Here is a 21,554-nt window from a genome sequence, read left to right on the forward strand (position 1 = left end):
TAGATATAGAAGGTTCTGTACCTGCAATTCCAAGTGACAAGATTAGACTTTGCCTGAGAGATACACCTGGCCCAAATAATTCAAGAGATGAAAAGTACAGTAGATTTACTAATAACATTATAAAAGGGACAAATTCTGTAGTAATTTTTGTGATGAATGCAAAACAGATAGCTATAAAAGATGATGAACAACTTTTGAGAACAATATCTAATGAGATGAGACAAGGTGGAAAACAATCAAGGGACCGTTTTATTTTTGTTATTAATAAATGTGATATACTTGATGAGGAGATGGGTGAGAGAGTAGATAAACTATTACAAGATGTTAGAGAGTTCCTAAAAGAGTTTGGTATCACTGAGCCTACACTTATTCCAACCAGTGCAAGAATGGCTCTAATAATTAGAAAAAAAATGAGAGGAGAGGCACTGTCGCACAATGAAAGAAGTACATTAAATGAGATAAAAGATTTTATTGAAATTAAAAAATTGCATTATGAAGAATATGCGACACTTACCTCAACTGTTAAAGAAAAGTTACAGGATATAATAAATGAGTATCATAGTAATGAGGATAAGTGCGAACTTGAAGCCTTGATACATACAGGTGTTCCTGCACTCGAAGAAGTAATTAACGGATATATTGAAAAGTATATTTATAATGTTGATAATGAAGAATATAGTAGTGTAAATAGAAATGACATCAGCAATACAGAACGGAATGTAAAGTATTTACCAAATAGAGAATCCTTTTTGAGTAATGATTTCTTTCCATCAGGTATTACAGTAGATGAAGGAAGTATATTTCCTATGGTAGTAATGGCAACTATGTCAAGTGGGAAAAGTACCCTAATAAATGCATTACTTGGAGAGCAGGTATTACCAAGTAAGAATGAAGCTTGTACTGCAAAGAAATATATGATTCTTGATGATGATCAGTCAGATGGTACAACTATTTATATTACATATAAAAACGGACAAACTTTGATTAAAGAGAGGGATATTGCAGAAGAATTAGAAAAAGCAAATAATAATGAAGAAGTTGTTGAAGTCCTGATAAAAGGTGATGTCAAAGGCGTAATGAATACAGACAGGGCATTATTGGTAGTTGATACCCCCGGACCAAATAATTCAAGAGATGAATCTCATGAACAAGTTATGGAAGATGTCATTAGCAAGGTTAAGGGTGGACTATTCTTATATGTAATGAATGCTACACAAATGGGCATTAATGATGATAAGTATCTTTTGAGAAAAATAAGAGAACAAATTAAAGCTAATCCAAAGATATCTTTGATATTTGTTTTGAACAAGGTTGATCAATTGGATGAAGGTAGGGGAGAATCAGTAGAACAGTTTGTATCAATAGCTAAAGAATATTTGATATCAAATGGTATTGAAAACCCATATATTATTCCTGTTTCAGCATTATCTGCAAGCTTATTTAAAAAGGTGTTGAATGGAGTAGAATTAACAAGGAATGAGTATAGATCATTCTGCGATTGTTACGATGTATATCAACCAAAAGATTATTCTATGCGATCGTTTGCAATAACGGATACATTGAAAAATCAAAATAATAAAGTTCAAGTTAAAGGTACGGAATATGTAATTAGAGACTTGAACAGGGCAATAGATAATACAGGAATAAGGTTACTTGAAGAGGAGATTCAGAAAGCACAAATTCTGAGTAGCGGTATTATGAAAAATATGATAAACGTAGGTGGAGGTAAATGAAAAATGACAGAGTTTTATATTGGATACAATCCATATTTAGTGGAGTGTGTATTTAAAAAGAATGGTAAAGAGTTGACAGTGGGGAAAATTGCTTCAAGGAGTAAGAACCATAGATTACAGGCTTTACTTGGAGAGTCATCTAACTGGGACGGTCTGTTAAAAGAAATTGATGGTTCATGTGATGATAATAAAGTAAGGATAACTTTTAGAGGCAGAAAAATAGATTTTGATGATTTAAAATACGCATTAAATGTATATAAGGGAAAAGACAAGTTTGAATTACAATTTGAAGAGGCAAAAAATGATTCAGACATTAGTAAAGAACTTGATGAAATAATGCTTGATATAAAGGGAAAGAATATACCCGAGTTTAATGTAAAGAATGAAAAAGGGAAGGATATCTTCGATTCATATAATGAAGCAAAAAACGGAATTTTTGAAGTAAGTGTAATTGCAACTATGAGTAGTGGAAAATCTACACTTATAAACGCTCTATTAAATACAGAACTTCTACCATCAGAGAATAAGGCTTGTACAGCTACTATCTGTAAAATACTTGACAATGATACTATGGATCATTATGAAGCTACATGCTATGCAGATGATGGTATTACAGAGATTTATCCAAGGCAAACTATTACATTGGATAGTATGAAAGAGTTTAATTCGAATGGTAAAGTTACATATATAGATATAGAAGGTTCTGTACCTGCAATTCCAAGTGACAAGATTAGACTTTGCCTGAGAGATACACCTGGTCCAAATAATTCAAGAGATGAAAATCATAGTAGACTTACTAATAATATTATAAAAGGGACAAATTCTGTAGTACTTTATGTAATGAATGCAACACAAATAGCTATAAAAGATGATGAACAACTTTTGAGAACAATATCTAATGAGATGAGACAAGGTGGAAAACAAGCAAGGGATCGTTTTATCTTTGTTATTAATAAATGTGATGCACTTGATGAGGAAAAAGGAGAGACGGTAGATAAACTATTACAAAGTGTTAGAGAGTATCTAAATGAGTTTGATATTACTGAGCCTACACTTATTCCAACCAGTGCAAGAATGGCCTTATTGATTAGGAAAAATATGAGAGGAGAGGGGTTATCACGTAATGAAAGAAATACATTAAATGATATAAATGATTTTATTGAAGTTAAAGAATTACATTTTGAAGAATTTGCAACACTTACCCCAACGGTAAAAGAAAATCTGCAGGATAAAATAAGGGAATATAGTTGTGATGAGTATAAGAGAGAGTTTGAAGCTTTGATACATACAGGGATACCGGCGGTGGAGGCAACTATTGCTGAGTATATTGATAAATACGCATATCCGATGAAAGTCAAGGATGCAATAAAAGATATTGTAAATAGGCTGGATGAGATTAATATGAAGGCTGAATTTGAAAAAAGTATAGCGATAGATAAAGAACAACTTTCAAAGGTTAGAGAACAAATAAAGATAGCTAAAGATAAAAATAATCAGGGTAAATATCTCTATGATGAGTATAAGGGTAAAATAAATGAATTTAAACTAGATTCATCAAATGAATCTGAGGCACAGTATAATGTTGAAAGAGAATTAAATCAGATGATAAGACCATATGATGGAAAATCAAAGATTGATAAGAGAGATGCAGACTATATGGTTTCAGACTTTCAACATAGACTGGAGGATTATCAAAGGGATTGTGAATGTAGATTAAATAGAGAAATTGAGAATAAGATATTTGGAGAATGTAAAAAGCTGCTTGAAGATTATTCTTATCTTGTAAAAAGTATTATCGATAACATTGAAATTGAAAATTTTGATTTCAATAAAATAAGAGCGTTTGATTCTATAAAAATATCAAATTTATATGATATACAGTGTAGAAATGAGCATGTACGATATAGAAGTGAGACTAGGGTGAAGGATAATCCCGAGAGAAGAGGATTTACAGGATTTTTTAAATTTTGGAAGAAAAAACAAATTTCCTATACGGTTAATGTAGAAGATGGTATTGATGTTGACGTAAGGGCTATAATAGTTAATATCATGTCAAGTTTCTCATCCAGCATAAAGAGAAATATAAGTGATATGTTTAAGCAGGCTAATGATCAGGTAGAAGAATATAAGACTGTTTTTAATGAAAATATTGATCTTTTAAACACAGAAATAACAAATATTTTGGAAAAACTGGATTATGATACTAAGGAATCAAGTATATTGGAAGAAAGAGTAAAAGAAAATCAGACATTAGCAAACTGGTTCAATGAAAAAGATAAAGCAATTCGTCAAGTATTGGAATTTTAAGGAGGTATAAACATGCAAAAATATGATGCGGTTGAAAAAGGAATAGCTAATAAGGATATAAAAGCATTAAGAGAGGCTATAGGAAGTATATGTTACACTAATAGAGATTTTTCAAATGGAGAATTTTTTGAGGTGGTAAGTTATGTTGAATCAAAAGGAATAAAGTTAAAGGATGATACTTTGCTGGGAGTCGAACCAGTTTCTAAAATAAAGTCGGAGTTTAATGAAGACGATTTTACAAGAGCAGTTTTTGAATTGAAAAGAAACTTTTGTGATGAGAGAATTAAAGATGTTGAGACTATAGGCAAGAAGTTGTACGGAAAAAAGGTTACACAAAATGAAGCTTCCACAAACAGAGTGGAAAAGCAAACACAAGAAAGGGTATCTCAAAAGCAAACAGTAAATAGAAATGTAGAGGGCGGTGAATTCCCAAACGCACAGAGCCACCAGCCTTACGATACAGGAAAAATGATAATAGGGGCGGTGGCAATAGCAGTGATAATAGTTATGATAGCGTGTATTTGCAAAATACTAGTAAAGATATAAAAAAACGATATGGATGTTCAGCTTTTCATAGGTGTGCTATATGTGAAGATAGGTATAAATGTGAGGATAAAGAGGCGAGAAAATATAGAAAATATAAAGCAGGACAAAAGAAATGGATAAAAACAAAATTTTTCTGCGAGTACGTCAAGGGAAAATGTGAATTAAAAGAATGTTCTTTGTACGATACATGCAATAAAAAAGAAAAGACTAATTATGAAATTTGGAAGAATGCATTTACGAATAATAAAAAAGAGGATTTAGAGAAACTAATGAGGGGAGGAATGTAAATGAATACTGAATTATCAGAAATTCAAGACATAAATAAACTTAATGAATCGCTTTTGTTGGCAAAGGATATTATAACAAAGGATTATTTATACCAATTAAATCAATATCAAGTTGTAGATATGCCAACAGAGTTGCGAGAACTTGATATCACTGAATATACAAGAATATATAAATTCACAAAAATGGTATCTGATAAAAAGGAAAGCGTCATTGACAAATTTGTTACAGTGTTAAATGCGGCATATCTAAGTAATGCTACAGTAGTGACATTTATTAAAAGTAATAAGGAGTATACAGATTATTATTTAGGCGTAGTAAATAAGCATAATAACGATATTACAACACAGGGGGAAACTTTGAAAAGAGCCTTAACAGGTAATTTTCCCGGGTTGGAAATACTTCCAGTGTCAGGTAATAGAAAAAAACAATTGATTGATAATATATTTGAGTATGATTATATAACTTCTATTTCGGGAATTGCATCGGTTAGAAATGAAAAAGATAATTCCTATGAAAAGTTTGTTCAAGGAATAGAGCATCTTATAGACTCTGTTGCAGGTAGAGAGTATAGTGTAGTTGTGATTGCAGATCCAATAAGTGCCAAAGAAATAACAAATACTAAGTTAGGGTATCAATCACTTTATACACAGTTATCACCGTTTTTGAAGACATCTATCAGCTATAATGAATCAGAGAGCATTACTGTAAGCAAAACACATACAGATGGAGTATCAGAGTCAATAAGTGAAAGTACATCTTTGACTCAGAGTTATTCAAAAACAAGCGGTTGGAATGAAGGTACAAGTAGTGGTACAAGTACAAATAAAGATACAGGTAATCTGTTAGGAGCGGCAGGTGGAGCAATAATTGGAGGTGCAGCAGGTTTTTTTGTAGCTGGACCCATAGGAGTGGCAGGTGGTGCATATTTAGGAAGTTCAATAGGTGGTCAAATAGGGAGTGGATTAATTGGTTCGCAAGGTACTAACACTGGTCAGTCATCAGGAACGAGTGGTAGTACTTCTGACTCTTCCGGAAAAAGTTTATCAAAGTCTTATTCCTCTTCTACACAAAGCAGTGATTCAAGAGGAGAATCTGAAGGAACAACACAAGGAAGAACAGTGCAATTATCAAATGAAAATAAGATGGTGAAGGACTTGCTGTCAAAGATTGATAAGCAGGTTGAAAGACTTTTAAAGTGTGAGTCTTATGGTGCGTTCAACTGTGCGACATATGTTATTTCTTCAGATCCTGAGACAAATGCTATAGTATCCAGTGGATATAGTGCATTAATGAGGGGAGATAATTCATCATTACAGATATCACAAATAAATAATTGGAATGAAGATACAAGGGATAGAGTAGTTGTGAAGGAATATTTAAAGAGATTATCACATCCACTATTTATTAGTCCGATAAATAGTGAAATACTACTTAGCCCAGCTTCTATTAGCAACTCCTATGAGTTGACAGTAAATATAGGATTACCAAAAAAATCAATTAATGGATTACCTGTATTTGAAATGGCAGCATTTGGAAGAAATGTTTTTGAAACTAATTTGTCAAATAAGAATGTTTCCAAGATAAATTTAGGTAATATCTTTCATATGGGTGCTGAACAATCTACAAAAGTAGATTTGAATTTAAAAAGTCTTGCGATGCATACATTTATTACTGGATCTACAGGTTCAGGAAAATCAAATACAGTGTACCAATTATTAAGAGAGTTAAAAAAACAAAAAATACATTTCTTAGTAATTGAACCGGCTAAGGGAGAATATAAACATGTGTTTGGTAATAATGATGCTAAGGTATATGGTACCAATATATATCTAACACCATTATTGAAATTAAATCCTTTCAAATTCCCTGAAGGAATACACGTACTTGAACATATAGATAGGTTGATTGAAATATTTAATGTGTGTTGGCCTATGTATGCGGCAATGCCGGCAGTATTAAAAGAATCTGTGGAGAGATCATACAAAAATGCTGGTTGGAATTTAGAAACTTCAAGGAATACATACTCAGATAAGCTTTTTCCAACATTTGTGGATGTACTTAGAGAGCTAAATAATGTAATGAATGAATCTGCATTTTCAGATGAGGTAAGAGATAATTATATAGGTGCATTAGCTACAAGAATTCAATCATTGACAAATGGAATATATAAGAAGATATTTGATAGTGATGAACTTGGGGATGAGAAGTTATTTGATGAAAATGTAATTGTTGATTTGAGCCGTGTTGGTTCAGTAGAGACTAAATCAATGATTATGGGTATTCTGGTAATGAGATTACAAGAATATCGTATGACATCAGGAGCTATGAATGCAGATTTGAAGCATGTTACTGTTTTGGAAGAAGCACATAATCTTTTGAAGAGAACTTCGACTGAACAGAGTGGAGAATCATCTAATTTACTGGGAAAATCTGTAGAAATGCTGTCAAATGCAATTGCAGAAGTAAGGACATATGGAGAAGGTTTTATCATAGCAGATCAGGCACCGGGATTACTTGATATGAGTGTAATCAGGAATACAAATACAAAAATAATAATGAGATTACCGGATGCTGAGGATAGAAATTTGGTGGGTAAATCAGCTAACCTTACAGAAGATCAAATAAAAGAGCTTGCAAAGATTCCTACCGGTATTGCAGCAGTTTATCAAAATAACTGGTTGGAGCCTGTACTGTGCAAAGTTGGATATGAAAGTTCAGATGGAATATACAAAAATATATCTGAAGATCTGACATTTGGTTATAATGAGAACTCTCTTATAATAAATAAACTTTTAGATAAAGTGGCGGGTGAGAAGCTTGATTTGAATATGAATGAACTGCTTGATAAAGTTATCAAATCTTCATTTACAACTTTTGAAAAGACAGAGATGATAAGATTATTTAGGCAAAATGGATATATAGGAATTGACGATATTCAGTCAGTAATATATGATATTGTTGCTAAAGAGAATCTTGTAAGAGAAGCTAATGAGTCAGAATCTATTGAAGAATGGATGAATACTTATATATATGCAGAAGATTCAATTGTGTCAAATTTGCCTGAGTGGAGAAAGAATCAGATTGCAGAATGTATATTAAGAGAACAAATCAAGAGAAATGAAGTTGAAGATGTTTATTTAGAACAATTTAGAGAATTTATAAATGGGGAGGTTATTTAATGAAAGAGATAGGAGAATTTAAACCTAAACAAAATATTGATTCTGTCAAAAAATTAAAGGCATTTGAAAATACAAAGAATGATGTCAAAGGTATCGAGCACATAAAGACAATTAATCAAGACAAAGAAGGCACAGTATATAATGGTACTTCATATGAGAAAAGGGTATTTAGAGTTGAAGGGAAAAGGGTTGAAGGGGTATTCCCACAATTTGAAAGTAAATTCGATACACATTTGCCGAAAAAAATGTGGCAGGCAAGTGATACAGAGCAGTTTAAGTATTGCTCAAATAATTTAAAAAATGCACTTGAACGTGATCCAAGTTTGGCACAGGGCTTTACGCATAGGCAACTGGAACAGATTAAAAATGGAGAACCAAGGATAAGTGGAAAAACTTGGCATCATAATGAGATACCGGGGCAAATGCAGTTAGTGGATAATGACAAACATGATATTTGTAGACATACCGGAGGACGAAGTATTTGGGGTGGTGGATCGGAATATAGATAGTAAGGCTTTACAGAATAGGAAGGTAGAAAGAATATGGTTTGGAAATATAAAATTGATTTGGAAGATAAGTCTGTATTTTCTGAAATTGAACAAAGCAGGGGCATAGAAATTCCTGAAGATTTAAAACAGCTAGTTATTGATGAAAATGCTGCAACGCCGGAAAAGTATTGTTTCATGGTTGGAAATAATGAGAGAGTATTTGGTGCAGTATTATCATTTAATAAAGCAGACGATGATACAGTATTTGTGGCTTTAGATGTGGTAAAGGATAAAAATCTTTTTCCATTTGGAATTGATCCGTTTGGTAACTATATCTGTTTGAACTTAAAATCTGAAGAAGTGGTATTTTGGGATCATGAGACAGATAGAATAGAGTCTACAGGAAATAAATTGAAGCAATTCATTGAAAGTTTGTACTAAACCTTAAATGAAAACAGATTAATTGTTTACATTTAATTTAGATTGTAATCTTCACAAGCATAGTTAATAAAGAGATCAAAATATGTGGGTTTATAAAAATAAGTAAAGATAATTATACTGTATAAAATATAAATAATCTCAAGATGTGAAAAGATTTGATTTTATTACATCTTGAGATATTTTTTATTTGAAATACAACTGTATACTATATACAATGTCTATTCAAAAATGTTTGTTTAGTGTAAACTTAAAAAGTAGAAGGTTGTAGACATAAAATGTAGACTATTGTAAATCAAAAATGTAGGTTGTTATATACTATGAGTGGTAGGTACTGGGAAATAAAGAACCACTGAGTGGGATACACAAATGATCTATTATAGATATACATACAATTATGTATACGCGAAGTGTTATGTAGAAAAATATTACAAGGAGTGAAGGGGTATGACATCAATGGAACAAATCTATCGTATCAGATATTTATATTATGGACGTGGCAAAACTTTAATAGAAATCTAAAATCTATCAATCGTATATCTAATATTATTAAACAAATCGGACCTTGAAAGCCCCGTAGAGGTACTTTTGACAAAGCTGTAAGTTTCATCAAGTTTTCTTTAAAATGTGTCGGTAAGTGAAGAGTATTGTTTAATACTCATTATAACCATTGTGACATAGACTTTTTTGGTGAGAAAAATTGGAGAGTCTGAAGTTGTAATCGCTTCCCAAATTTCTGTAAATTTGTTTTTTAGGTCAGAAATCAGAAGCATATAGATAATAGTATTTACCTACTGCATATATCGAAGTAATATCAATCTAATTATTTTCTTGACTCTGCTATTTCTTCATTTATCTCATCTGTTGACATATCGGAAATATTATATTTCTTAGCAATCTTACTTGCTTTTGCTAAAGCTCTGATTCCAGCTGTATCAGTGCCGTCTGAATTCGTATTAAATTGAATAGTTTTATCTTGCATATCTAAACCTCCGGAATCTAAAAAACTTATAGGATAATTATAGCATATTATGTTGTATTTCTATCAAGTATATTGATTTAATTAATAGCATTTATTATAATAATTAAAAGTGCAGTTCATTATATCTAATAATTTTATATCTACATTTCTTATATTTTCTAATTTTAAAAGGTTCTATTTATAAAGGAGGTTTATGTCTGACAGGTCTATACAAAAATTCAAAGAATATGTACAAAAGTTAAATCCCATTGACGATATTATATTTAGAAAGATGGCAGAGAATAAGGAGTTTTGTGAAGAAATATTAAGGATATTTTTGCAAGATTATCAGCTGAAAGTCTTAAATAATAAGTCGCAATATGCTATAACTAATATAGAAAGACGCTCCGTTATACTTGATGCATATTGTGAGTTAAGAGACGGAAGGCGAGTGAATATTGAGGTTCAAAATGCTGATAATGTAAATCATCAAAAAAGAGTGAGATATTACAGTAGTGTATTGACTACAAGCTTGATGAAAAAAGGCGAAAGCTTTGATAATGTGCCGGAAGTGTGCATGATATATATTTGCAATTTTGATATATTCAAAGAAAATAAGAGCTCATATTTAATAAAAAGGGTGATAGCCGGAAGTAATACGGAAGTTGACAACGGGCTCAAAGAAATATATATCAGTGCCAATATAAATGACGGTACTATACTATCTGAATTGATGGGAGTTTTTACAAAAGATGATTGTTACAGTGACAATTTTCCTGTAACATCTAAAATGAAATATGATTTTAAGTATGTTAAGGAGGGTAATAAGATGACAGATGCAATGAAGGAGTTATACGACATATTTAAAGAAGAATCTAAAGACAAGTGGATAAAAGAGGGTGTAATAAATACATTGATTATGCTTGTAAAAGATGGAATAATTTCCGTAGAAGATGCTGCAAAAAGAGCAAACTTAAGCGTAAGCACATTTCAAAAATATTTGAATAAAAAAATGTAAATGCTTTATTAAGGCTTAAGACAATGAGGACACTGTAAAAGGTGTCCTTTTTTGTTCGAAAATTTTTATGCACAAAACCTTGATTTTATTCATAAAAAGTGTATAATTATGAAATTATAAAACTAATTATAAAATCGCAGGAAAGGATGAGAGGTGTTTTTATGATAAATGTAGGCATTGTGGGAGCTACGGGATATGCAGGAGCTGAGCTTGTAAGACTGTTGTTGCAAAGAGATGATGTGAAAATAGTCGGATTCGGTTCAAAGAGCTTTGCCGGTGAGAGTTATTCCGGCATTTTTAGAAGTATGTATAAATATGCAGATGATATTTGCGAAAACGACAATGTTTTGGAACTGTCAAAGAAAGCGGACATTATATTTACAGCCACACCTCAAGGCTTTCTGTCTGAGAATATAAATGATGAGGTGCTTGCAAATTCAAAAGTAATAGACCTTTCGGCAGACTTCAGAATAAAGGATGTGAATGTATATGAAAAGTGGTATAAGCTTGAGCACAAGTCAAAAAATCTTATAAAAGAGGCAGTATACGGTCTACCTGAGCTTTACCGTGAAGATATAAAGAAGGCAAGACTGATTGCAAATCCGGGATGTTACCCTACCTGTTCAATACTTTCACTGCAGCCGCTTTTAAAGCATAAACTGATAGATGAAAACAGCATTATAATAGATGCAAAGTCGGGAACCTCAGGTGCCGGAAGAAGTGCCAAGGTTGACAATCTTTTTTGTGAAGTAAATGAAAATATGAAGGCTTACGGAATCGGAAGCCACAGACATACACCTGAGATAGAAGCTCAGCTTTCAAAGGCGGCAGGAGAGGATATTGTAATAAGTTTTACACCTCATATTGTTCCTATGATGAGAGGAATTTTGGTGACTGCATATGCCACACTGAAGCCGAATGTCAGTGAAGAGGATATAAAAAATGCATATGAGAGTGAGTATGCAAATGAAAAGTTTATAAGACTGCTTAGAAAAAATGAGAATGCAGAAACAAGATTTGTTAAGGGAAGCAATTTTGTGGATATAGGCTATGTAACAGATAAGAGGACAAACAGGATAGTAGTGACCGGCGCCATTGACAACCTGATAAAGGGAGCGGCAGGTCAGGCCATACAGAATATGAATTTAATGTTTGGGATAGATGAAGAATGTGGATTAAAAAGTTTACCTATGTCAATATGATGAAAAACGATATAGAAATAAGGACGATGAAAATAGAAGACTACACTGATGTAATGGCTCTTTGGAAAAGTATAAAGGGTTTCAGAATCAGGGCGGTTGATGATGATTTTGAACATATAAAAAGGTTTCTTGAAAGAAATATAGGGCTTAGTGTTGTTGCCGTAAAGGATAATCACATAGTCGGAAGTATACTTTCGGGTCACGACGGCAGGCAGGCGACATTTTACCATGTATGTGTGGATTCAAAGTACAGAGGTGAGAATATAGCGGCCAAGATGGTAAAGGAAGCTATAGAAAGGGTAAATGCCGAAGGAATAAGTAAGATAACTCTTATAGCATTCAAGCAAAATCTTGCAGGAAATATTTTTTGGAAGAGTCAAAACTGGAAGCAAAATAAGGAGATAAACAGCTATGAGCTTGTACTGAATGAGGAAAATATATCAAGTATTGTAGCATAATCGGTTATACAGGGCTTGAAGCCTTGTATAGAGAGTATAAATCATAACAGCAATATAAGGAGAATGTATGAAGATAATAAATGGCGGAATATGTGCACCGAAGGGTTTTTTTGCAAGTGCAACCGAGGCGAATATAAAATATAAAAACAGAACCGATATGGCCATGATTTTTTCCAAAGTTCCTGCAATATCTGCAGGAGTCTACACCACAAATCTTGTAAAGGCGGCGCCTGTACTTTGGGACAGAAAAATAACGGACAGCGAAGTTGATGTAAATGCAATAGTTATAAATTCAGGTATTGCCAATGCCTGTACCAAGGATGAGGGAATGGAGTACTGTAAACAGAGTGCAAAAAAGGCGGCATCTGAACTGGGAGCGGAAGAGAATTCAATACTTTTGGCATCTACAGGTGTTATCGGCATGCAGCTTCCTATAGAAAAGATTTGTACCGGAATAGAATCGCTTTCAAATTCTTTAGAGCAGAGTGAAAAGGCTGCAAATGAAGCAGCCAAGGCTATAATGACTACAGATACCGTTTCAAAGGAAGTTGCAGTAGAGTTTGAAATATCGGGAAAGACGGTAAGGATGGGAGCTATGTGTAAGGGTTCTGGTATGATACATCCGAATATGTGCACAATGCTCGGATTTATCACAACAGATGTAAATATCTCAAAGGAGCTTTTATTAAAGGCTCTGAGAGAAGATGTGGTGGATACCTTCAATATGGTTAGTGTGGACGGAGATACGTCCACAAACGATTCTCTTATAATACTTGCAAACGGACTTGCTGATAATGAAAAGATAGTTAATGAAAGCAGTGAGGAATACAAGGTATTTAAGAGCAATCTAAATTTCGTTACAACAGCTCTTTCAAAGATGATTGCAGGAGACGGTGAGGGAGCTACAGCACTTTTTGAAGTGGTGGTAGAGGGAGCAAAGACTAAGGAGACCGCGAGAACTTTGGCAAAATCGGTAGTTACCTCATCACTTACAAAGGCGGCCGTATTCGGACATGATGCCAACTGGGGAAGAATTCTTTGTGCTCTCGGTTACAGCGGTGAAAAGTTTGATCCGGATAATATGGAGCTTTACTTTGAGAGTGAAAACGGAAAGATTTTGATATATAAGGACGGAGTATCTGTAGGCTTTGATGAAGAAAAAGCAAGCAAGATATTGTCTGCAAAGGAAGTCAGAGCCTTGGTAAAGTTAAATATGGGAGATTTTGCTGCAACGGCATGGGGATGTGATTTGACATTTGACTATGTAAAAATAAATGCGGACTACAGAAGCTAGAGAGGTGTTTTATGGATAAATTACTTGAAAAGGCGGGGACTCTTATAGAGGCTTTGCCGTATATACAGGCGTTTAATAAAAAGATTGTGGTTGTAAAGTATGGCGGTTCGGCAATGCTTGATGAGAACTTAAAGAAAAATGTAATACAGGATATCGTACTTTTAAAGCTTGTAGGTATGCAGCCTGTTATCGTTCACGGAGGAGGAAAGGAGATTTCCAGGTGGCTTGAAAAGGTGAATGTTGAGCCTCATTTTGTAAACGGCTTAAGATTTACAGATGATGCAACCATGGAAGTTGTGGAAATGGTACTTAATAAAGTGAATAAAGAGTTGGTACAGATGATAGGAGAGCTTGGAATGAAGGCTGTAGGTATCAGCGGAAAGGACGGTTCCCTGCTACATTGCCATAAAAAGGAAGTGGACGGTGAGGATATAGGTCTGGTCGGAGAAGTGAGTGAGGTAAACCCCGACATCATCTTTGATCTTTTGGAAAAAGATTTTTTACCTGTTATATGTCCTGTAGGTTTTGATAAAGAGTATACAAGCTACAATGTAAATGCGGACGATGCGGCATGTGCAATTGCAAAGGCACTGAAGGCGGAAAAGCTGGCATTTCTTACAGATGTTGAAGGTGTATACAAGAACTTTAACGACAAGAGCAGCCTGATAGAAAAGATAAGTATAAGTGAAATTGAAAAGCTTATAGAAAACGGACAGATGGGAGGAGGTATGCTGCCGAAGCTTTCAAACTGTGTGGATGCGGTAAAAAACGGAGTAAACAGGGTGACAATTGCTGACGGCAGGGTTGCACATTGCCTTTTGCTTGAGATGTTTACAAACAAAGGTATAGGTACCATGATAGTAGGAGATCAGTTATGAAGATGAAGGATTCAATAGATTGCGCCGAGCAATTGTTATTAAAGACGTATAACAGGTATCAGGTGGTATTTGATCACGGTGACGGGATAAAGCTTTTTGATACCGACGGAAATGAATATCTGGATTTTTTTGCCGGCATTGCGGTACAGGGACTCGGATATAATTATAAGGGAATAAATGAGGCATTAAAATCACAGGCGGATAAGCTTTGGCATATATCAAACTATTTTTATAATGAGCCTGTTATAGAGGCCGGAGAAAAACTTCTTTGTATCAGTCAGATGGAAAAGGTGTTTTTTACAAACTCAGGTACGGAAGCTATAGAGGGTGCGATAAAGATTGCAAAAAAGTACGGTACAAAAACCGGTGGAAGATTTGAAATAATCGCAATGGAAGGAAGTTTTCACGGCAGAAGCTTAGGAGCACTTTCTGTAACAGGAAATGAGCATTATAGAGAGGATTTCTATCCGCTGATTCCGGGAGTAAAATTTGCAAAATATAATGATATAGAGTCTGTAAAAAATCTTGTTAGTGACAAAACCTGTGCTATAATACTTGAGACGGTACAGGGTGAGGGAGGAATTCATCCTGCAACGAAAGAGTTCCTTGAAGGTATCAAAAAGCTTACAGATGAACATGATTTGATACTGATTTTGGATGAAATTCAATGTGGAATGGGAAGAACCGGACAGTATTTTGCCTGGCAGGAATACGGCATCAAGCCTGATGTTATGACGGTGGCAAAGGCACTTGGTAACGGAGTGCCGATAGGTGCATTTTTGACATCGGGTAAGGCAAGCGATGTATTAAAGCCGGGAGATCACGGTTCCACTTATGGAGGGAATCCTTTGGTATGTGCGGTGGCATCCAAGGTACTGGATATCTTTAAGGAGGACGACATAACAGGAAATGTAAAAGCAGTGGGAGATTATCTCAAAGAAAAGCTTGAGGGTATGGCAAAGGAATATCCTTTTATAAAGGAAGTCAGAGGAAAGGGACTGCTTTTGGGTATGGAGTTTGACATACCTGTGGCCGATATTATAAAGTCGGCGCTCCTTGATGAGAAAATGGTACTTATCAATGCCGGAAGCAATATTTTGAGATTTATTCCGCCGCTTATTATTTCAAAAGAAGATGTTGATGATGCACTCGAAAGGTTAAAAAGGGTGCTTAATAAGTTTTAAAGAAAAGGTGAGCAATGACGAAGGAAGAGATTTTTGCCATAGTTGAAGAGGAAGATGTAGAATTTATCAGATTACAGTTTACAGATATTTTCGGAACTTTGAAAAATATCGCAATAACTGCAAGCCAGCTTGAGGATGCCATGGAAAACAGGATCCTTTTTGACGGTTCAAGTGTAAAGGGATTTGCGCCTATAGAAGATTCGGATTTGTATTTACATCCGGATCTTTCTACCTTTTGTATATTTCCTTGGAGACCTCAGCAGGGAAAGGTTGCAAGATTTATCTGCAATATTCACAGAACTGACGGAAGCGTTTTTGAAGCCGACCCAAGGGCGGTATTACTTGATGCATATGATAAAGCAAGGAAATTAGGACTTAATATATTTATTGAAGCCGAGTGTGAATTCTTTTTGCTCAACACTGATGATAAAGGTGAGGTAAGTCTGAATGTGAAGGAAAAGGCCAGTTATTTTGATATCGGCCCTCTTGACATGTCTGAAAATATCAGAAGAGATATTGTACTGACTTTGGAAGAGATGGGTATAAAGATAAAGTCTTCACATCATGAGATAGCAAAGGCACAGCATGAGATAGACTTTACTGATCAGGATGCACTAAAATGTGCAGACGCCATTCAGACATTCAGAATGGCGGTAAAAACTTTGGCAAAAAGACATGGTCTCAGTGCTTCCTTTATGCCGAAACTTTTTGAGAATGAAAACGGAAGCGGAATGCATTTTAAAATATCCGCTTTTGACGATAACGGAAAGAATATATTTGAAGATAATGCTAAGCTCAGTGACAGGGCAAAGTCAACAATTGCGGGAATTCTTCATCACGCAAGGGAATTATCGCTTATAAATAATCCTTTGGTAAATTCTTATAAGAGATTGAAGCCGAATTTTGATGCACCGGTTTATGTGTCATGGAGTTCAAATTCCAACAGAAGTGCTCTTCTTAGAATACCGACAGAAAGAAACAATCAAATAAAACTTGAGCTTAGAAGTCCCGATTCCGCTACAAATCCGTATCTTTGTATTGCGATGCTTATATATTCAATATTGGACGGACTGGAAAACAGTATGGAGCTTGAAGATGCTATTAATGAAAATATGTACTCGGGAAAAAATTATAATATTAAAAAGCTTCCGGATACATTAAGTGAGGCGATTGATGAATTTGAAAGTTCAAATTTTGTTAAGGAAAAGCTTGGAACTCAAATATTTAATGAGTACATAGAGGCAAAGAAAATCGAATGGAACGAGTTTAACAATGCTATAACAGACTGGGAGATTAAGAAATATCTGGAAAGATTCTAGTAAAGAACTTTTGAGTTTTTAATCAAGGAGAAAGGACAGTAATGTCAGATATAATCATTGCATTTCCAAATCCGGGTGACAGCAAGGTTTTGAGGTCGATTTTGATAAAAAACGGATATTCTATTGTCGGGGTAGTGGCATCAGGTGCTCAGGCAATAAATCTGTCTGACGATATTGATTATGGCATTGTGGTCTGTGCTTATCAGCTTAATGATATGCAATATATGGAGCTTAAGGAGAATATGAATGAAACCTGCGAGCTTTTGCTGGTATGTTCACCGGGCAAGCTTAATGAGGCGCCTGATGATGATATAAACTTTTTACCGATGCCTTTTAAAGTAATAGAACTGGTAAAAAAGGTGAGTGAAATATCGGATAAACTTTATTATGAGAGAAAAAGAAAGAAAAAGCAGGAAGAGCGAGGCGGCAAAAATTTTATGGCTATACAAAAAGCCAAGGAACTTTTGATAAAGCACAAAAATATGACTGAGCCTGAGGCGCATAAATATTTGCAGATCAGCAGTATGAAAAACGGAGAAACCATTATCAATACGGCAAAAAAGATTTGTTTGTTGTATGGTGGTAAGGAATAATTATAGATGGAGATTTTTATGAAGTTTGTAAAAATGCAGGGAGCGGGAAACGACTATGTATATGTGGACTGTTTCAAGGAAAAGGTGGAAAAGCCAAGTGAGGTTGCTATAAAGGTAAGTGACAGACATTTCGGTATCGGAAGTGACGGTCTGATACTTATATGCCCTTCAGATATAGCGGATGTAAAGATGGATATGTACAATGCCGACGGAAGTAGAGGGCTTATGTGTGGAAACGGCTCAAGATGTGTGGCTAAATATGTATACGACCATGGCTATGTGAAGTCTGAGAAGTTTACCATGGAAACAGGCGCAGGTATAAAGTATATTGAAGTGGAGCCAAAAGACGGTGTTGCAGAATATATTAATGTAAATATGGGAAAGGCAACCATTACATCCGATTTTCCTGAGAAGATATTGATAAACGGTGAAGAGAAAGAGTTTATAGGAGTGGATATAGGAAATCCGCATGCCGTATATTATGTAAATTCTTTAAAAGAACTTAAAGAGATGAATCTTGAAAATGTCGGTGAGTACTATGAGAAACATGAGAGATTTCCTCAAAAGGTAAATTCCGAATTTATTTATATAGAAGACAGAAAGAATATTCATATGAGAGTATGGGAGAGAGGCTCGGGAGAAACTCTTGCCTGCGGCACGGGAGCATGTGCAAGTGCGTTTGCTACAATGAAAAGAGGATTATGTGAAACTACGGTAAGAGTTCACCTGCTTGGAGGAGACCTTGATATCAGTCTTGTAGATGATGAGATATATATGAGAGGTAAAGCCGAGTATGTATTTACAGGTGAAATAAACTTTTAAAGTTTTCATATAAAATACACAATAAGTGAAAACAGCACATGACGTTCTTTATAGATATGGTAAATTTTTAATAGAACACCTGCATACTCTGTTATGTATAGGCAAAATTACATAAACAAATAAAAAAAATCGTATTTCCTATTGATTTACTTGTGATAATGCATTATTATTTATGTGAAACTTGTTAATATCTGCTATCAGGTATTTAGAGTAGATCGAATTCGAAAACTAATTGTTGTCAAATATGACGGCCGATTAATGACTGTCTCATTCTGATTTTTGTATGAGATGGTAGAGAAAAGTAATAGAGTAAAGGAGATAGTTATATGATCTCAAACCAGATTCTTCAAAATACCATAGATGGTTTAAAGAGTATTACGAGAACAGAACTTTGTGTTTGTGACATTGAGGGTAAGGTTTTAGCAACAACTTTTGCCGAGGCCGATACTTACGGATTACAGGTAAGTACATTTGCGAGTTCTTTGGCAGACTCTCAGGCAATAGGTGGATTCCAGTTTTTTAAGATTTTTGATGAGCACCAGCTTGAGTATGTTCTTATGGTTGAGGGAACAACCGATGACACCTATATGGTGGGAAGAATGGCATCATTCCAGGTAGAGAACCTTCTTATAGCGTATAAGGAGAGATTTGATAAAGACAACTTTATAAAGAATCTCTTGCTTGACAATTTACTGCTTGTAGATATCTACAACAGAGCAAAGAAATTACATATCGAGACTACTGTAAGAAGAGTGGTATATATTATTGAAACAAAGAATGAGAGAGATGTATCAAGTCTTGAAGCTGTAAAAGCTCTTTTTGCATCAAGAAATAAGGACTTTGTTACAGCTGTTGATGAGAGAGATATCATTCTTGTAAAAGAGATGAAGGAAGGATCTGCATACGAGGATCTGGACAGAGTAGCAAGATCTGTTATTGATGAGCTTAATTCTATCGGAATTTTGAACGTTACAGTTGCTTACGGAACTATAGTAAATGAGATTAAAGAAGTGTCAAAGTCTTATAAAGAGGCTAAGATGGCACTTGATGTAGGTAAGATATTCTATGCTGCGGAGAACATTGTTGCATATTCAAGACTTGGAATAGGAAGACTTATATATCAGTTACCCATACCACTTTGCAAGATGTTTATCAAGGAGATATTTGACGGAAAAAATCCTGAGGATCTTGACGAGGAGACACTTACTACAATCAATAAATTCTTTGAAAACAGTTTAAACGTATCTGAGACATCCAGACAGCTCTTTATCCACAGAAATACTCTGGTATATCGTTTGGATAAGCTTCAAAAGAGTACAGGACTTGATCTTAGAATGTTTGAGGATGCAATCACTTTTAAGATTGCATTGATGGTTGTAAAGTATATGTCATACATGGATAAACTCGGCTATTAAGTTTGAAAATAAAATTTGATAAATCAGGATATGGGGAGATTTATATCTCCCCTTTATTTTTAATGTGTGATATAGTAGGGGATAGAGAAAATGGAGGTGTTATATGTTTGAACATCGTGAAATAGATGACTATGAGAAATATATTAATGAAAGGCAACAAGGAAGAACGGGTACAAACGGTTCCGGCCTAAGAGATGATAGAAATCGGGAAAGAAATCAAAAAAGAAAAGGAAGAATGAACGGGGTTATAGGATTTATTCTTGGAATTATGACATCGTTTGTTTTAGTATATGTAGGATTTGCTTTTGCGTTCAATAACGGAAATGTACTGTCTCTGTTTTTAAAGAGAAATAATAAGCTTGACTATAAAAAAATAGAAGAAAAGACATCGGTTTTACAAAACATTATAGACAGATATTTTCTGTTTGATGAAGATATGACAAAGGTGGAAGACGGTATTTACGCCGGAATGATGAACGGACTTGGGGATCCTTACACGGTATATTATACAAAAGAGGAATACAAGGCGCTCAATGAAGATACCGAGGGTAAGTACTCAGGTATAGGTGCCGTGGTTTCACAAAATCCGAATAACAAGATTATCACTATTGTAAAGATATTTGATAACAGTCCGGCAAATGATGCGGGGCTTCAGGTTGGAGATATTATCTATAAAATAGACGGTGAAGAAGTTGCCGGAACGGATATGGATATACTTGTAAAGACCAAAATCAGAGGTGAAGAGGGCACAAGTTTTAAAATGACAGTCCTCAGAGGTGATGACAGAAAAGAAGTTGAACTTGATCTTATAAGAAGATCTATAGAGGTGGAGACCGTAGCAGGTAAAATGCTTGATAACAATATCGGCTATATAGCTGTAAGTCAGTTTGATGCGGTTACCTCAGAACAGTTTAAATCAAATATAGAGTCACTGCAGTCACAGGGAATGACAAAGTTGATAGTGGACCTTCGTGGAAACCCGGGAGGATTGCTTGATCAGGTGGTGGATATGCTTGATTATATACTGCCTGACGGATTGGTTTTATATACGGAAGACAAGTACGGAAAAAGAGATGAATATTATTCTGACGGAAGTCATGAGTTGAAGATTCCTATGGTTGTGCTTGTAAATGAGAACTCAGCATCCGCATCGGAAGTTTTTACAGCCACATTCAGAGATTTTGAATGGGGTACAGTGGTAGGAAAAACCACATTCGGTAAGGGTATAGTACAAAATGTACTTCCACTTGGAGACGGTACGGCAGTTAAAATCACTACACAGCATTACTATCCTCCTTCAGGTTATGACTTACATAAGGTAGGAATAAAGCCTGATTTAGAGGTTGATTTAAATGAAGGTGCAAAGATAGGAACCGATTCCGACAATCAGCTTAGTGCCGCTATTGATATATTAAAGAATGAGGAATAAAA

Annotated in this window: 19 protein-coding genes; 17 read left to right on the plus strand and 2 right to left on the minus strand. The window is 34.7% G+C overall.

Features of this window, described 5'->3' with window-relative positions; genetic code table 11:
- The 6 genes from HMPREF1140_RS13080 to HMPREF1140_RS10580 form a co-directional block, all read left to right on the plus strand.
- On the plus strand, window positions 1-1,733 hold a 1,733-nt coding region (locus HMPREF1140_RS13080), incomplete at its 5' end, for a dynamin family protein (protein ID WP_198007473.1).
- A 3-nt stretch (window positions 1,734-1,736) separates the two neighbouring features.
- Window positions 1,737-4,040, plus strand: a complete 2,304-nt coding sequence (locus tag HMPREF1140_RS10555; protein ID WP_009663938.1) for a dynamin family protein — start codon at window positions 1,737-1,739, stop codon at window positions 4,038-4,040.
- 12 nt (window positions 4,041-4,052) lie between these two features.
- On the plus strand, window positions 4,053-4,586 hold the full coding sequence (locus HMPREF1140_RS10560; RefSeq protein ID WP_009663896.1) for a hypothetical protein: 534 nt from the start codon (window positions 4,053-4,055) through the stop codon (window positions 4,584-4,586).
- 287 nt (window positions 4,587-4,873) lie between these two features.
- Window positions 4,874-8,053 carry an ATP-binding protein gene (locus tag HMPREF1140_RS10570; protein ID WP_009663874.1) on the plus strand — a complete coding sequence of 1,060 codons (3,180 nt, stop codon included), beginning with the start codon at window positions 4,874-4,876 and terminating at the stop codon, window positions 8,051-8,053.
- Window positions 8,053-8,562: an HNH endonuclease gene (locus HMPREF1140_RS10575; protein ID WP_009663924.1), complete on the plus strand. Its 510-nt coding sequence runs from the start codon at window positions 8,053-8,055 to the stop codon at window positions 8,560-8,562. Before HMPREF1140_RS10570 ends, HMPREF1140_RS10575 begins: the two co-directional genes overlap by 1 nt.
- 33 nt (window positions 8,563-8,595) lie before the next feature.
- Complete coding sequence (locus tag HMPREF1140_RS10580) at window positions 8,596-8,982, plus strand: SMI1/KNR4 family protein (RefSeq protein ID WP_009663838.1); 387 nt, start codon at window positions 8,596-8,598, stop codon at window positions 8,980-8,982.
- 617 nt (window positions 8,983-9,599) lie between these two features.
- Here the strand turns inward: HMPREF1140_RS10580 and HMPREF1140_RS14170 are convergent.
- Both HMPREF1140_RS14170 and HMPREF1140_RS13585 read right to left on the minus strand, forming a co-directional pair.
- A complete protein-coding gene (locus HMPREF1140_RS14170; RefSeq protein ID WP_442852172.1) occupies window positions 9,600-9,752 on the minus strand; it encodes a type II toxin-antitoxin system Phd/YefM family antitoxin in 153 nt (50 codons plus the stop codon).
- 50 nt (window positions 9,753-9,802) lie between these two features.
- Window positions 9,803-9,961, minus strand: coding sequence for a hypothetical protein (locus tag HMPREF1140_RS13585; RefSeq protein WP_009663912.1), 159 nt, complete (start codon window positions 9,959-9,961; stop codon window positions 9,803-9,805).
- A gap of 193 nt (window positions 9,962-10,154) precedes the next feature.
- Between HMPREF1140_RS13585 and HMPREF1140_RS10585 the strand changes: the two genes are divergently transcribed.
- The 11 genes from HMPREF1140_RS10585 (at window position 10,155) to HMPREF1140_RS10635 (ending at window position 21,552) form a co-directional block, all read left to right on the plus strand.
- Entirely contained in the window at window positions 10,155-10,958 is an 804-nt protein-coding gene (locus HMPREF1140_RS10585; protein ID WP_009663891.1) for an Rpn family recombination-promoting nuclease/putative transposase, read from the plus strand.
- 161 nt (window positions 10,959-11,119) lie between these two features.
- The gene (gene argC / locus HMPREF1140_RS10590) at window positions 11,120-12,160 is read left to right on the plus strand and encodes an N-acetyl-gamma-glutamyl-phosphate reductase (RefSeq protein WP_009663935.1); all 1,041 of its coding nucleotides are present in this window, start codon (window positions 11,120-11,122) and stop codon (window positions 12,158-12,160) included.
- On the plus strand, window positions 12,127-12,618 hold the full coding sequence (locus tag HMPREF1140_RS10595) for a GNAT family N-acetyltransferase (protein WP_009663860.1): 492 nt from the start codon (window positions 12,127-12,129) through the stop codon (window positions 12,616-12,618). Before argC ends, HMPREF1140_RS10595 begins: the two co-directional genes overlap by 34 nt.
- Window positions 12,619-12,685: 67 nt before the next feature.
- On the plus strand, window positions 12,686-13,912 hold the full coding sequence (gene argJ / locus HMPREF1140_RS10600) for a bifunctional ornithine acetyltransferase/N-acetylglutamate synthase (protein ID WP_009663862.1): 1,227 nt from the start codon (window positions 12,686-12,688) through the stop codon (window positions 13,910-13,912).
- 11 nt (window positions 13,913-13,923) lie between these two features.
- On the plus strand, window positions 13,924-14,790 hold the full coding sequence (gene argB, locus HMPREF1140_RS10605; protein ID WP_009663876.1) for an acetylglutamate kinase: 867 nt from the start codon (window positions 13,924-13,926) through the stop codon (window positions 14,788-14,790).
- A complete protein-coding gene (locus HMPREF1140_RS10610) occupies window positions 14,787-15,974 on the plus strand; it encodes an aspartate aminotransferase family protein (protein ID WP_009663918.1) in 1,188 nt (395 codons plus the stop codon). The genes argB and HMPREF1140_RS10610 overlap by 4 nt, the downstream gene beginning before the upstream one ends.
- A gap of 14 nt (window positions 15,975-15,988) precedes the next feature.
- Complete coding sequence (glnA, locus tag HMPREF1140_RS10615) at window positions 15,989-17,293, plus strand: type I glutamate--ammonia ligase (protein ID WP_009663913.1); 1,305 nt, start codon at window positions 15,989-15,991, stop codon at window positions 17,291-17,293.
- Between the two features lie 41 nt (window positions 17,294-17,334).
- On the plus strand, window positions 17,335-17,886 hold the full coding sequence (locus HMPREF1140_RS10620) for an ANTAR domain-containing response regulator (RefSeq protein ID WP_009663904.1): 552 nt from the start codon (window positions 17,335-17,337) through the stop codon (window positions 17,884-17,886).
- Window positions 17,887-17,904: 18 nt separating this feature from the next.
- Complete coding sequence (gene dapF / locus HMPREF1140_RS10625; RefSeq protein ID WP_009663861.1) at window positions 17,905-18,708, plus strand: diaminopimelate epimerase; 804 nt, start codon at window positions 17,905-17,907, stop codon at window positions 18,706-18,708.
- 326 nt (window positions 18,709-19,034) lie between these two features.
- Window positions 19,035-20,123, plus strand: coding sequence for a PucR family transcriptional regulator (locus HMPREF1140_RS10630; protein WP_007594353.1), 1,089 nt, complete (start codon window positions 19,035-19,037; stop codon window positions 20,121-20,123).
- A 103-nt stretch (window positions 20,124-20,226) separates the two neighbouring features.
- Entirely contained in the window at window positions 20,227-21,552 is a 1,326-nt protein-coding gene (locus HMPREF1140_RS10635) for a S41 family peptidase (RefSeq protein WP_009663923.1), read from the plus strand.
- Window positions 21,553-21,554: the final 2 nt, after the last annotated feature.

The organism is Lachnoanaerobaculum sp. ICM7 (assembly GCF_000287675.1).
Taxonomy (GTDB): domain Bacteria; phylum Bacillota; class Clostridia; order Lachnospirales; family Lachnospiraceae; genus Lachnoanaerobaculum.